Raw genomic sequence first — 13259 nt, 5'->3', positions numbered from 1 at the left:
TCAGCGGCGCGGCCTCCTGGGCCCGCAGCTCGCCCGGACGACCAGCTCGGACGGCAACACGACCTCGCGCGGCCTGCGCCCCTGCCGCAGGACCAGCTCGGCCGCGCGGTACCCGATGTCCTGGGCCGGCTGTGCGATCACCGTGAGCGGGGGAGAGCACAGCTCGGCCCAGGGCACGTCGTCGAACATGATCAGCGAGACGTCGCGGGGCACCCGCACGTCCAGCTCCCTGGCCGCCAGCACCGCCGCCTCGCCCAGGATGTTGCCGCCGGTCAGCACGGCGGTGACGTCGGGGCGGCGCTGCAGCAGGCCCGCGGCGGCGGCGTAGGCCGAGTCGCGGCTCGCCCGCGCGTGGACGACCAGCTCGTCCTCCACGGGCACGCCGAGCGCCGCGAGGGCGGCGGTGAAGGCCGCCACCCGCCGCGACTGGCCGCGCCGCGCCAGGAACGCGATCTTCCGGTGGCCGAGGCCGGTCAGGTACTCCACGGCGGTGCGGGCGCCTTCGCGGTCGTCGGCGAGCACCGCCGGCACGTCCGGCACGTCGGGCTCGGCCCGCCGGGTCGCGAAGACGACGTTCACGCCGGCCCGCAACACGGGGTCCCACGCGTCGCCGTCCCCGGACGGCACCGCGATGACGCGGTCCATGCTCTGCTCGATGAGCGTGCCGATCAGCTCGCTCTCCCGCTCGGGGTCGTCGCCGGTCACGCCGACCGTGACCGGCTCCCCGTACGAGCGGGCGCAGGCCAGCACGCCGTCGGCGAGCCGGGCGTAGAAGTTGTCGGTGATGTCGGGGACGAGCAGGCCGACGCCGCCGGTGCGCCGCCGGCGCAGGTTCCGGCCGAGCGCGCTCGGGTGGTAGTCGAGCCGCGCCGCCGCCGCCAGCACCCGCTCCCGCGTCTCGGCGCTCGCCGACCCGCCCGACAACACCCGCGACACCGTCGCGACGCCCACGCCGGCCGACTCCGCCACGTCCTTGATCGTCGTACGGCGCTGCCCCGAACCGTTCATGGAAACGATTCCACCATATTTCCATCATCATCGCCAGTCTCGGAACGGTAACGAGCCCCGTATGACGAGCGGATTAGGTTGACAGGTCCCGATCTGTCCGCTGTGATTCTTGAAAACGTATCCACCTCCCGTGGTCATCTTCGGGAGAGGAAGCCCAGCCCGCATCGGGGGGACCCAGACTGCAGGACGGGGCGGAACCGTCAGGAAGCGACGAAGGACTGAGATGGCTTCTATCGTTCTGAACGGCGTCGACAAGATCTACGCGGGCGGCGTCAAGGCAGTGAACGGCCTCAACCTGGAGATCAGGGACGGCGAGTTCATGGTGCTGGTCGGCCCGTCCGGCTGCGGCAAGTCCACCGCCCTGCGCATGATCGCGGGCCTGGAGGACATCAGCGGCGGCGAGATCGTCATCGGCGACCGGGTGGTCAACCACCTGCCGCCCAAGGACCGCGACATCGCCATGGTCTTCCAGAACTACGCGCTCTACCCCCACATGACGGTCGAGGAGAACCTCGCCTTCGGCCTCAAGCTCCGCAAGATGCCCAAGGCCGAGATCGCCAAGCGGGTCAACGAGGCCGCCAAGATGCTGGGCCTGGAGCAGTACCTCAAGCGCAAGCCGGCCGCGCTCTCCGGCGGTCAGCGCCAGCGTGTCGCCATGGGCCGCGCCATCGTCCGAGAGCCGCAGGCGTTCCTCATGGACGAGCCGCTGTCCAACCTGGACGCCAAGCTCCGCGTCTCGATGCGCGCCTCGCTGAACCAGCTCCACGAGCGCCTCGGCGTCACCACCGTCTACGTCACCCACGACCAGGTCGAGGCCATGACCCTCGGCGACCGGGTCTGCGTCCTGCGCGACGGCCTGCTCCAGCAGGTCGACACCCCGCAGAACCTGTTCGACAACCCGGTCAACCTGTTCGTCGCCGGCTTCATGGGCTCCCCGTCGATGAACTTCACCTACGCCGAGCTGGTCAGGGACGGCAGCGGCGCGGCCGTCGCGTTCGCCGGCTACCGGCTGCCGGTGCCGGACTCCACCTTCGCCGAGAAGCCCGGCCTCGACCGCTACATCGGCAAGAAGATCATCCTGGGCATCCGCCCGTCCGACTTCGAGGACGCGGTCGCCGCGAACGGCAACGCGGCCGGCTGGGTCCGCATCCCGGTCCGCGCCAACGTGACCGAGGAGCTGGGCTCGGAGATCAACGTCCTGTTCACGATCGACGCCCCGCCGGTCGAGCACAAGGACACCGTGGCCGCGCAGAACGACGGGGACGAGGAGGAGACGACCCTGCCGCTGTCCGGCGACAAGTCGCTGTGGACCGCCCGCGTCAACGCCCGCAGCCACGTCCGTCCCGGCCAGAACGTCGAGCTGGTCGTCGACACCCACAACCTGCACTTCTTCGACGTCGACTCCGGCCTGTCCATCGGACACGAGGCCAACGTCGGCCGCTGAGCCGTACGGCTCGCCTTCCCCGGGGCCCTCGCCGCCTTCCCCCTCCCGCGGCGAGGGCCCCTCGGCGTTCCGGGACGCTGTCGACTCAAAGCTGTCGACTCAAAGCTGTCGACTGGAAGCTGTCGACTCGAAGGGGCCGGCCCGGTGGAGCCGGCCGGCTCACCAGGGCTGGTCGATCGGCACCCGGGGAGCCAGCCAGGGGAACACGACGTACCAGAGCAGGCCGGCGGCGAGGCCGGCGAGCAGCAGGGTGACGACCAGCCGGACCACGATGCCGCCGGGCAGCCGCCGCCAGAGGAATCCGTACATGTCTGGCTCCTTCGTTCGCTGAGGGGCGGGTGATCAGGCCCGGCGCGGCGGGCGGACAGGGGCACAGGCGCCATGGGGCCGGCGGCCGGCGGACGTCACGCTCGGCGGTCCTCGCGGTCGGCGAGCACGCCGTGGACGATCAGCCGCTCGGCTGCGGAATATTTCGGATTGCACGTCGTGAGAGTGATCAGCGCCCGTGTGGGCCGTTCGGCGGGATGCCCCGGCACCGGCTCGATGACGTCCAGCCGGGTGGGGAGCACCACCTCCTTGCCGATGACCCGGTAGGTGTACCGGGCCTCGCGGGTGTCCACCACGATGGTGTCGCCCTGGCGCAACTCCCCGATGCCGTTGAACGGCGCCAAATATGTCGTCCGGTGACCAGAAACCACGAAATTTCCGATTTCGCCGGGCATTGCCGTGCCGGGATAGTGGCCGGGGCCTTCACGAAGCGCCTCGGCGTCCACACCCTCGACGACGGCGAACTTGTAATCGGAGCCGAGGCGGGGAATGCGCAGCAGCGCGACGGCGCCGCCGAGTTTGATCGGACCGATGTCGGTCCGGGCGAGGCTCCTTGTTCCCTTGTTCGGATGAATCTCCTGCTCGAACTGCCACTGCAGGACGCGCTGGTGCTCCTCTGTGTAGGAGCCGGTGCCCCAGAGCAGGTACGCGCAGAACATCAGCAGGACGACCCCGGCGGTGACGCCGAGCTCGCAGACGAGTCGGATGGCGGCCCTCACGGCGCTGTCGGCTTCCACTGATCACGCACGCGTCGAGTATCGCCGGGCGGGAGCGCCGGGACGCGGCTCCGGCGAGGGCGTTGGCTGATTCTTTAGCGACGCCGCCTCGTCGGCGGCAGGTCGCTTCCCCGACATTTCGCCGCATGGATCCCGGCGAAACCGCCGCACAGCGCGGCGGGCCATGCGATAACCGATCTCTCGCTATAAATACCGACGAAAGTGGACGAGGAGATCCGCCGGTAAAGGGCGCAGGGCGGGTTCTCCACGCGCCGGCCGGATCCGTGCCACCGCGAGGAGATGATCGTCAACAATTCGAGAACGCTCGGTGATCGCTGGGTAAGAACCACGCGCCCGCCGGAGTGCTTCTCCGGCGGGCGCATATAAAGCTTACGTGGCGAACCTGTCCCGGTATTCCGGGGGAAATCGCCCATCGCGTGACCTCTTATCGTCAGGGAGTCCTGAATGGCGCGAAAAAATGCAATACCTATCCTATTGTCGATGATGGCGGCCGGGGCGCTGTCGCTCGGACCCATGGGGGTGGCGAGTGCCGAAGCCGCCCTTCCGGTGCCGAACGGTGTCGTGCTCGGGCAGCCGTACCCGCCGCTGCCCAACCTGCACGCGAACGTGCACCAGACCATCCGTCAGGAGCAGGCGCAAAGCCACCGGCAGCAGGGTCGGCAGCACCAGCGCAACCGGCAGCACAACCGGAACGGCAGCTGGTCGAGCAGTGGCAACTGCAGCCCCAGCTGCGGGGGCTGCGGCGGTTGCCAGGCCAAGGGCGAACTGCCGATGACCGGTGCCCCCATGGCGGCGCTGGCCACCGTGGGCGGGGGACTGCTGGCTGCCGCCGCGGCGGGGCTCGTCCTCACCGCGAGGCGCCGTCGATCCACCCATGCGGGTCGTTAACCGTCGCCGGATCGCCGTCTTCGGCCTGACCCTTCCAGCCGCCGGCCTCGTGTTGGCCGGCGGCTGGTCGGCGTATCTGGGGCTGAGCGCACGGGATCACCTGGAGGCCGCGAAGAACGCGTTGCTGCTGGTGCGCGGTGCCGACGACCCCCGGCAGATGGCCGGACCGCTGGCGGACGCGCGGCGGCACGCGGCCGAGGCCCGGAAGCTGACCAGCGGCCTCGACTGGTGGCTCATCGCACACGCCCCTTTCGTCGGCGACGCGGCGACCACCTTCGGCGGGCTGGCCGAGGCCGTCGCCGAGATCAGCGACGTGGTCGGCGGGGTCTATCAGGAGGCCGCGCCGTTCATGGCGGCGAAATCCCTGTCGGTGCACGACACGCGGCAGGTTCTCGACCGGCTCGCCGCCGCGTCCCCGATGCTGGACGACGGCGTCGCCCGGGTCGCGTGGGCGCGGGACCGCCTCGCCGCCACGCCCGCCGACACCGGAGTGGGCCTGCTGGACCAGGCCAGGGAGACGGTGCTGGAGGAGGCCGACCGGCTGCGCGACCGGCTCCGCCCGGCGGCGGACGCCGCCGCGCTGCTGCCGCCGATGCTGGGCCGCGACGGCCCCCGCCGCTATTTCCTCGCCTTCCAGACCAACGCCGAGTCGCGCGCGACGGGCGGCCTGATCGGCGCGTACGGCATCCTGAGCGCTGACAAAGGCAAGGTCGGCGTCACGCGGCTGTCCGCGGAGAACGGTCTGGAGAGCCCCAAGCCGGTCATCGGGCACGGGGCCGCGTACCGCGCGCGGTACGGACCGAACGCGACCTCGATGTTGTCCGTCTCCAACCTCTCACCGCACTTCCCGTACGCCGCCGCCACCTGGACCCGGCTCTGGGAACGGCGGTTCGGCCACCGGCTGGACGGCGCCGTCGCCACCGACCCGGTCGGCCTCTCCTACCTCCTGGAGCTGATCGGGCCCGTCACCCTGCCGGACGGCGAGACGGTGACGGCCGGCAACGTCGTCGATCTCACCGAGCGGACGGCCTACGAGCGCTACCCGGACCGGGGGGACCGCAAGAAGTTCCTCATCACGGTCGCCGGCGCCGTCAGCGAGCAGATCGGCAAGGCGCTCGCCGACCCCATGCGGCTCCTGCCGGTCCTGTCCCGGCTCGTGGACGAGCGGAGGATCCAGGTCTGGAGCCGCGACGCCGCCGTGGAGCGGCGGCTGGCCGCCACGCCGCTGGGCGGCGTGCTTCCCGGCCGGTCGGGTCCCTTCGCCGGGCTGGTGGTCAACAACTCGGCCGGAAGCAAGCTCGACTACTACCTCCGGCGCTCCGTCACGTACGACCTGGGCGCGTGCCGGGCCGACGGGACCCGCGCCACGACGGTGCGCGTCCGGCTGGACAACGACGTGCCGCGCGGGGCGTTGCCTGATTACGTCACCGCCCGGCTCGACTCGCCGCAGCAGCGTCACGCCCCGGGCTCCAACCTGCTCTGGGTGTCGCTGTACGCGAGCCCGGGCGCGAGGCTGAACGGGGTGCGGTTGGACGGCCGGAAGAGCGGCGTCATCGTCGAGGCGGAACGATCCCATCCGGTGTACTCCACCTTGCTGGAGTTCGCCCCCCGGCAGGCGCGGACGCTGGAGTTCAGGCTGGTGGAACCCGTCTCCGCCGCGCCTCCGGAGGCTCCCGCGCAGCCGCTCGTCCAGCCCCAGCGCACCCGGATCACGGAGAACGACCAGGGGTGCCCGGCGCCGTCGCCGTGACGGGCGGCGATGCCGGAAAGGGTAAAACCCGGCGTGCCACGGAGAGCCGCCCGGCGGCGACGATCTACCGTCGCGTTCATGGAGGGTACGCGCGAGTCCGGCGAAATCACCGATCCCGCGGGGAGGGCGCTGCTCAGGAGGCGCAGCATGTGCCGGGCGATCATCGGCTGCGGCGTCACCTGCCTGGTCCTGTCCGCGGGCACGCTCGCGGGCGGCCACGCGCTGCTCGGTTCGTACGAGCGGAGCGTCAAGGGCGCTCCTGACGCGTTCACCCGGTTTCCCGCGGAGAGCGGGCGCTACGGCCGGATAGCCGCCGGGACGGCGGGGGAGGACACCGGCCCGCGAGCCGCCGGGATCGCCGGAGAGGCACCGCGGCGGAAGGCCGCGAAGAAGCACGACGAGCCGGTCACGGGCGGCCGCGACGACGGGGAGAGCTGGTGGCGTCCGGCGGCTCCGCCCCAGGAGTGCCCTTCGTTCCTGCGCAGGATCCCGTGCCGGGACAGGGCACGATGACGGCCGGGAGCGCTCGACGAGCCGCGCGGCCGGGCGCCGCGGTTCCAGATGGGGGAGGCGGTGCCATCGATGTCGTCACAGCTTGACGTGGAAGCCGACGAGGGCTTCCACGTCCTTTTCGTGTGCACGGGCAACATCTGCCGCTCGGCGATGGCGGAGCGGCTGGCCCGGGCGGTCCTCGGAGCGGACTCGCCGATCCGGGTGACCAGCGCGGGCACCCGCGCCACGCCGGGTATGGAGATGCCCGAGCGCGCGCGGCGGGCGCTGGTCCGGCTCGGCGGCGATCCCGGCGGGTTCGCCGCCCGCCCGCTGACGGAGGAACTGGTCGCCGGCTCCGATCTCGTGCTCGCGGCCACCGCCGGGCATCGGTCCGAGGTGGCGGCCCTGCATCCTCCCGCCGTCACCCGGTCCTTCACCATCGCCGAGTTCGGCGTGCTGTCCCGCGGCGTGCCGGCCGAGGCGATCATCGGTCACGAGGATCCCGTACAGCGGGCCCGCCGGCTCGTGGCCGAGGCCGGAGCGCGCCGCGGGCTGGTCCGCGTGGACCAGCCCGATATCGCCGACCCCTTCGGTCGCTCCCGGCGCGCCTACCGTGTGGCGGGACGGACGATCGCCGACGCGTTGTCCGTCCCGCTCACGCTCCTCACGCGTTCACCGGTGTCTTGACGACGTCCGAGGAGTATCCGCCGTATCCGTATCCGTAGAACTGCCCGCTCTTCGCCGGGGCGAAGTTCAGCACCGCGCCGACCAGCCGGGCGTTGACCGACGCCAGCAGCTCTCCGGCGCGGACCACGTTCTCGCGCCGGGTCCTGCCGTACCGCGCGACGAGCAGCGTGGCGTCGCAGACGGCCGCGAGCGCCGCGGCGTCGGTCACGGGCAGCAGCGGCGGCGCGTCGATGACCACCATGTTGTACTGCTGGGTGAGCTGGGTGAGCACCGTGAGCATGCCCTGCGAGCCGAGCAGCTCGCTGGGGTTGGGCGGGATCCTGCCGCAGGGCAGGACGGAGATGCCCGGGTCGCCCCAGGTCTGGATGACGTCGTCCAGCCCTCTCTTGTCGATCAGCACGTCGGTGAGCCCGACACCGCCCTCGATGCCGAGATAGCTCGGGACCCGCGGCCGCCGGAGGTCGGCGTCCACCAGGACCACCCGCCAACCGGCCTGTGCCAGCGCGATCGCGAGGTTGACGGACGTCGAGGACTTGCCCTCGCCCGGCAGGGAGCTGGTGACGAGGAGGGATTTCGGCGGCCGATCGACCCCGATGAACTGCAGGTTCGTCCGCAGGGAGCGGAACGCCTCCGCCCTGGAGGACTGGCCCGTCTCCCGGAGGATGAGGGGATGCCGCCCGGCGTCCCGCTCGTAGCCGATGATCCCGAGGATCGAGGTCTGCGACGTCTCCTGCAGCGCCTCGATGGTCTTGATCGTCGTGTCCAGCCGGTCCCGCAGGACGAGCACACCCAGTGCCAGGAGCAGCGCGAGCAGCAAGGCGACCGCCTGGTTGACCAGCGGGTTGGGGCTGACCGGGGCCGAAGGGACGGTCGCCCGGTCGACCACCGTGACCTTGACGGCGGGCCGGCTTCGCGGGGTGGGCCGTTCGATCTGGTCGACCAGCCGGGGGAAGCCGTCGCCGAGGGCGTTGGCGACGTGCGCGGCGCGCGCGGGGTCGCTGTCGGTCACGGTGGCGCGAAGGAACACGGTCCCCGGGATGACCTCTGTCGAGATCGCCGACTGGAGGCGGTCGACGTCGGCCGGCGTGGTGATCTTGCTGATCATGCGCCGGCTCGTCAACAGGCTCGCATAGGACGTGATGCGCTGGGCGGACAGCGCCCCTGACTGGAACGCGTTGGACATGTCCGACTCCTTCACGGTGCCGGACGCCATCATGGTGATGGATGCCATGTACGTGGGCGGCGTTTTCGCCGTGACCACCGCCGCGCTGACGCTCCCGAGGACCAAGGACAGCACGACGAGCGGCCAGCCCTTGCGGATGAGGCGTAGGTAATGGAGGAGTTCCACGGTCTAAGGTCGCCTTTCATATGTGACTTTGGGAGGTGGCTGGGGCCGCGAATAGATGGGCACCCGCTGTGGCAGGGTGATGAGGACGAGCGCCGAGACGATGGCGGCGATCACCGCGACGACCGGCGAGATCCAGTGCAACGCGCTGGCCAGGCCCAGCGTCCCGCTCGCCCCGGCGACCGCGGCGAGCAGCAGCGCCGTCAGCCTGGCGCCGAAGCCGAGCCGGCGCAGCCGGTGGGACACGTGGTCCGCCCCTCCCTGGAACACCGGCCGGCCCGCCCTCCTGCGTGACAGCGTCACCACGCCGGTGTCGACCGTGGCGACGAAGGTCGGAAGCAGCACTCCGGCCATCACCGTGCCCGTTCCCTCGCCGGTGACCAGCAGGGCCGCCAGGCAGGCGGTGGTGAATCCGATGAACAGCGACCCCGCGTCCCCCATGAACACCTTCGCCGGCGCCCAGTTGTGCGGGAGGAAGCCGAAGCCGGAGGCCGCCAGGGTGACCAGGAGCAGCCCCGCCCCGTACTCGCCGCGAGCGAACGCCGTCACAGCGAGGGGCGTGGCGCCCGCCAGCGTGATGGCGCCGAGAGCGCCGTCCATGTTGTCGAGCAGGTTGAAGGAGTTGGTGATGACGACGATCCACACGACGGTGATCGGCACGTCGAGCCAGGTCCTGGTGATCGACGCTTCGACCCCGCTGAGCACGACCCCGGTCGCCGTCAGGGATTCGACCGCCAGCCGCGTCCTCTTGGGCAGCGGCGAGATGTCGTCGACGAGGCCGAGCAGGGCGATGGCGATCCCGCCGATCGCGATGGCGGTCGTGCGCGGATCGGAGAAACCGAGCAGCCCGAGCGCCGGCACGACCGTGCCCAGCATGATCGCGATGCCGCCGAGGTAGGGCACGGGCCGGACATGCGTCTTGTAACCTCCCGGCCGGTCGGTGATGCCCCAGCGCAGCGCCAGGCGCCCCAGCACGTGGGTGCCACCGGTGGCCAGCAGGAACGCGACCGTCCCCGTGCCCGCGACGGTGACGCCGTTCACCGCTGGGATGCCTCGGCGCGGGCCTCGTCGATCGTCTCCCGCAGGATGTCGTCGAGCGTCCGCATGGGAGCCCAGCCGGTGAGCTCCCGGAGTTTCGTCGTGTCCGGCACCCGCCGCGTCATGTCCTCGAACCCCTGCTCGTACGCCTCGGCATAGGGGATGAGGTCCACCTGGGACGTGCTGCCCGCGATCTCGTTGATCAGTTTGGCCAGTTCCAGGATGCTGATCTCTTCGCTGGCACCGATGTTGAAGGTCTGGCCCACGGCGGCGTCGTCGTCCAGGAGCAGCAGGAGCGCGCGGACGACGTCCTCGACGTGCGCGAAGCACCGGGTCTGCGTGCCGTCGCCGTGCACGGTGAGGGGAGCGCCGCTGACGGCCTGCCTGACGAGGCGCGGGATGACCATCCCGTACGCGGGGCTCTGCCGGGGCCCCACCGTGTTGAACAGGCGGACGATGATCGCCGGCAGGCCGCGCTCCTTGTGGTAGGCGTTGGCCAGGATCTCGTCCACGGCCTTCGCCGTGCTGTACGCCCAGCGGGCCACCGTCGGGCTGCCGAGGATCCGGTCGGAGGACTCGGTGAGCGCTCCGCCGGAGTTCTTGCCGTAGATCTCGCTCGTGCTGGTCACGAGGATCTTGCGGCGATAGCGGTGGGCCGCCTCGATCACGATCTCCGAGCCGCGGATGTTCGTGGTGAGCGAGCGCAGCGGCTGCTCGACGATCAGTTTGACCCCGACGGCGGCCGCGAGATGGACGACCACGTCGCACTGGTGGACGAGTTCGTCGACCACCAGGTCGTCGAGCACCGATCCCTGGACGAAACGCAGGTTCGGGTGCGGGGTGAGGTTTTCGAGCCGGCCCGTCGACAGGTTGTCGAGAACCACGACCGAGTCACCGCGTGCGAGAAGCGCGTCGCTCAGATGAGAGCCGACGAAACCGCTCCCTCCAGTAATCAGGTACGTGCTACTTGGTGATGTGGTCACTGAATTCTCCTGGGACATATGCGATGAGAGGGTGAACGGATCGGAGACGCGCCGGAATCAGGCGCGCCCGCCGGCGGTCTTCTCGAACCACTCCACGGTCAGGCGCAGCCCCTCCTCCAGCGGCACCGGCCGTACGTCGGGGAACAGGTCGAGGAGCAGCCGGGGCGACGCCTGCGACTCGTGGATGTCGCCGACGCGCGGCGGCAGGAACGTCGCCTCGACCGGGTGGCCGAGCACCGCGGCGATGGCGTCCTTCAGGGACAGCAGCGAGATCCGGGTCCCGTACGCGAGGTTGACCGGGGTGTCGCTGCCCACCCGGCGGACGATCGCGTCGGTGAGCACCTGCGCCACCGTGCCGGCGTAGGTGAAGTCGCGCGCCTGCGTGCCGTCGCCGTGGACGGGCAGCGGCTCGCCGGCGAGCGCGGCGGACACGAACGCGGGGATGACCGCCGCGTAGGCGTGCCCGGCCGGCTGCATGGGGCCGTACACGTTGAAGAAGCGGAAGGGCAGCACCCGCAGGCCGAAGCTCTCCGCGAACGCCAGGGCGTAGGCCTCCGTGGCGAGCTTGCTGGCGCCGTACGGGCTGATCGGCCGGGTGGCCAGGTTCTCGTGCTTGTACGGCTCGGAGCTGTTCCCGTAGACGGACGACGAGGACGCGAGGATCACGTGCGGCCGGGTGGCCCGGCACGCCTCCAGGACGTGGAGCGTGCCCGTCGCGTTGACCGTGTGCGAGGCCAGCGGATCCAGCAGCGACCTCGGCACCGACGGCAGCGCGGCGAGGTGCACGACCGTGGTCACGGACGGGACGAGTTCCGCCAGCAGCCCCCGGTCCAGGATGCTGCCGGTCACCAGCTCCACCCCGATGTCCTCGACGTTCCGCCGGTCTCCGGTGCTGAGATCGTCGAGCACCGTGACGCTCTCGACCTCGGGCCGGTTGATGAGCGCGCGGCACAGGTTGGCGCCGATGAATCCGGCGCCGCCCGTCACAAGGATCCTCATGTGGTGGTTCCCTCCGGTGTAAGGCGGTGCCGGGAGGCGCCGCGAAGTGATCGGTACAGGGCCTCCGTGTCGGCGACGAGGCGTTCGACGCCGAAGGCGCCCGTCGTCCAGTCGCGGGCCGTCGCGCCCATCCGGGCGGCGGCGTCCGGATCGGACAGCAGCCGCACGACATGTCCGGCGAGCTCGGCGGCGTCGGGGGCGGCCAGCAGCCCGGTGTGGCCGTCACGCACGACCTCCGCGACGCTGCCGACGCGGGTGGCGACGACCGGGGTCCCGGCCATGCCCGCCTCCACGAGCGTGAGCGGCGTGCCCTCGTTGTCGGAGGTCAGCAGCACGACGTCGGCCGCCGCGTAGACGGTCTCGACGTCCTTCCACCAGCCCAGCAGGCGGAAGGAGTCATGAACGGGGGCGATGCCGTGCTCCACCTCCTCGCGCAGGTCGCCGTCGCCGCACATGACGAACCGGCAGCCGGGAACGCGGGCGAGCACCGCGCCCGCCACGTCGAGGAACCGGTCGGGCCGCTTGATCCGGGTGAGCCGGCCGACGTAGGCGACGACCGGCGCGTCCTGAGGGAGCCCCAGCTCCGCGCGGGCCTTCTCCCGGCTCGGCACCGGCCCCAGCCGTACGCCGGGCGGGATGACGGCGTACTGCTCCGGGCGGCCGATCCCGGCCGCGAGCAGTTCGTCGCGCACCTGCGTGCCGACGGTCACCAGCCGGTCCGTCATCGCGGCGAGCGCCTTCTCCGTCCGCACGTAGAGGCCCAGCTTGAGGGGGGAGAAGTACCCGTGCAGCAGGTGGCCGTGGAAGACGTGCACCCGCGCCGCCCCCACGCCCGACAGGCGCGCCGCCGTACGGCCCAGGGCGCCGGCCTTGGCCGTACGCGTGTGCACGATATGCGGACGGAACCGTCGCATGGCGCTGACCAGCCGGAAGAGGGCGCGGATGTCGTCGCCGGGATTGATCGACCGGCCCAGGCCGCGCACCCGGTGCACCCGAACGGACGTGTCGCGCAGGCGTAGGTGGTCGCCCTCGTCGCCCTCGACGTAGCCGGTGTAAAGACGGTGGTCGAATTCCTCCGGGTTCAAGCCCTCCGACAGCCCCAAAACCTGCGTGGCAGGGCCGCCGACATTCATCCGGGCGATGATTTCCATGACACGAATCCGGCTGCCCGTCTTCATCGGACTCCTTGCTGACAAGCCTGCTTCACGCCGGAGAAGCTAACTTGGCCGCGAGGCTTCCCAACGGTGCGCTCACTGTGGCGGCGAAGAGTTTCCGAATTCGCTACCCGAACATGATGAGCGTCCCCGACCGGCGGGCCGACCCGGGCAACGCCGCACGTCGTACGCGTACGAACCGCGACGGCCGGCGTATGGATGGGCCGCCCGAGTTCGGCGGAAAGGAGAGGTCAAGGGGGCGTGTTTCGCTTGTCCCTGGCCCTCGCGGCGATTTTGCTTTCCACGTCCTCCGACGCGCACGACACGTCGACGCGACAGGTCTCCCGCACCGCGGACCGCGATTCCGGACGGCGCGGACAAAGAATCGGTAGGTGAAGTCACATGGG

General features: G+C 70.9%; 13 protein-coding genes. 5 read left to right on the top strand and 8 right to left on the bottom strand.

From position 1 onward, the window contains the following. Window positions 1–1008 (bottom strand): LacI family DNA-binding transcriptional regulator, encoded by a 1008-nt coding sequence (locus tag AWQ70_RS14615; RefSeq protein WP_067175753.1) that lies wholly within the window; start codon window positions 1006–1008, stop codon window positions 1–3. A 223-nt stretch (window positions 1009–1231) separates the two neighbouring features. Between AWQ70_RS14615 and AWQ70_RS14610 the strand changes: the two genes are divergently transcribed. Continuing rightward, a complete protein-coding gene (locus tag AWQ70_RS14610; protein WP_067175750.1) occupies window positions 1232–2452 on the top strand; it encodes an ABC transporter ATP-binding protein in 1221 nt (406 codons plus the stop codon). A gap of 159 nt (window positions 2453–2611) precedes the next feature. On the opposite strand, the gene AWQ70_RS39860 is transcribed toward AWQ70_RS14610, so the two are convergent. After that, window positions 2612–2761, bottom strand: coding sequence for a hypothetical protein (locus tag AWQ70_RS39860; RefSeq protein WP_169808667.1), 150 nt, complete (start codon window positions 2759–2761; stop codon window positions 2612–2614). 95 nt (window positions 2762–2856) lie between these two features. Next, window positions 2857–3498, bottom strand: coding sequence for a class E sortase (locus tag AWQ70_RS14605; RefSeq protein ID WP_157530071.1), 642 nt, complete (start codon window positions 3496–3498; stop codon window positions 2857–2859). 498 nt (window positions 3499–3996) lie between these two features. On the opposite strand from AWQ70_RS14605, the gene AWQ70_RS14600 reads away from it, so the two are divergent. The 4 genes from AWQ70_RS14600 to AWQ70_RS14585 all read left to right on the top strand — a co-directional run bounded on the left by AWQ70_RS14600 (window position 3997) and on the right by AWQ70_RS14585 (window position 7333). After that, window positions 3997–4404, top strand: a complete 408-nt coding sequence (locus tag AWQ70_RS14600; RefSeq protein WP_067175748.1) for an LPXTG cell wall anchor domain-containing protein — start codon at window positions 3997–3999, stop codon at window positions 4402–4404. After that, entirely contained in the window at window positions 4391–6154 is a 1764-nt protein-coding gene (locus AWQ70_RS14595; RefSeq protein ID WP_067175745.1) for a DUF4012 domain-containing protein, read from the top strand. Before AWQ70_RS14600 ends, AWQ70_RS14595 begins: the two co-directional genes overlap by 14 nt. 78 nt (window positions 6155–6232) lie before the next feature. Continuing rightward, a complete protein-coding gene (locus AWQ70_RS14590) occupies window positions 6233–6667 on the top strand; it encodes a hypothetical protein (RefSeq protein WP_067175742.1) in 435 nt (144 codons plus the stop codon). A 69-nt stretch (window positions 6668–6736) separates the two neighbouring features. Continuing rightward, window positions 6737–7333: an arsenate reductase/protein-tyrosine-phosphatase family protein gene (locus tag AWQ70_RS14585; protein WP_067175740.1), complete on the top strand. Its 597-nt coding sequence runs from the start codon at window positions 6737–6739 to the stop codon at window positions 7331–7333. Here AWQ70_RS14585 and AWQ70_RS14580 read toward each other — a convergent pair. From AWQ70_RS14580 to AWQ70_RS14560, 5 genes are read right to left on the bottom strand one after another with little or no spacing between them, the layout of a single operon-like run. Next, entirely contained in the window at window positions 7311–8681 is a 1371-nt protein-coding gene (locus AWQ70_RS14580) for a tyrosine-protein kinase domain-containing protein (protein WP_084517049.1), read from the bottom strand. The genes AWQ70_RS14585 and AWQ70_RS14580 overlap by 23 nt on opposite strands. Window positions 8682–8684: 3 nt before the next feature. After that, window positions 8685–9719, bottom strand: coding sequence for an MraY family glycosyltransferase (locus AWQ70_RS14575; protein WP_067175734.1), 1035 nt, complete (start codon window positions 9717–9719; stop codon window positions 8685–8687). After that, window positions 9716–10699 carry an NAD-dependent epimerase/dehydratase family protein gene (locus tag AWQ70_RS14570; protein ID WP_245646959.1) on the bottom strand — a complete coding sequence of 328 codons (984 nt, stop codon included), beginning with the start codon at window positions 10697–10699 and terminating at the stop codon, window positions 9716–9718. Before AWQ70_RS14570 ends, AWQ70_RS14575 begins: the two co-directional genes overlap by 4 nt. Before the next feature lie 57 nt (window positions 10700–10756). After that, the gene (locus AWQ70_RS14565) at window positions 10757–11698 is read right to left on the bottom strand and encodes an NAD-dependent epimerase/dehydratase family protein (protein ID WP_067175728.1); all 942 of its coding nucleotides are present in this window, start codon (window positions 11696–11698) and stop codon (window positions 10757–10759) included. After that, window positions 11695–12783 (bottom strand): glycosyltransferase, encoded by a 1089-nt coding sequence (locus tag AWQ70_RS14560; RefSeq protein WP_245646958.1) that lies wholly within the window; start codon window positions 12781–12783, stop codon window positions 11695–11697. The genes AWQ70_RS14565 and AWQ70_RS14560 overlap by 4 nt, the downstream gene beginning before the upstream one ends. Between the last annotated feature and the right edge of the window lie 476 nt (window positions 12784–13259).

Origin of the sequence: Microtetraspora niveoalba, from assembly GCF_001570405.1 — a bacterium.
Classification (GTDB): domain Bacteria; phylum Actinomycetota; class Actinomycetes; order Streptosporangiales; family Streptosporangiaceae; genus Microtetraspora; species Microtetraspora niveoalba.
This window is presented reverse-complemented; position numbering and strand designations above follow the sequence as displayed.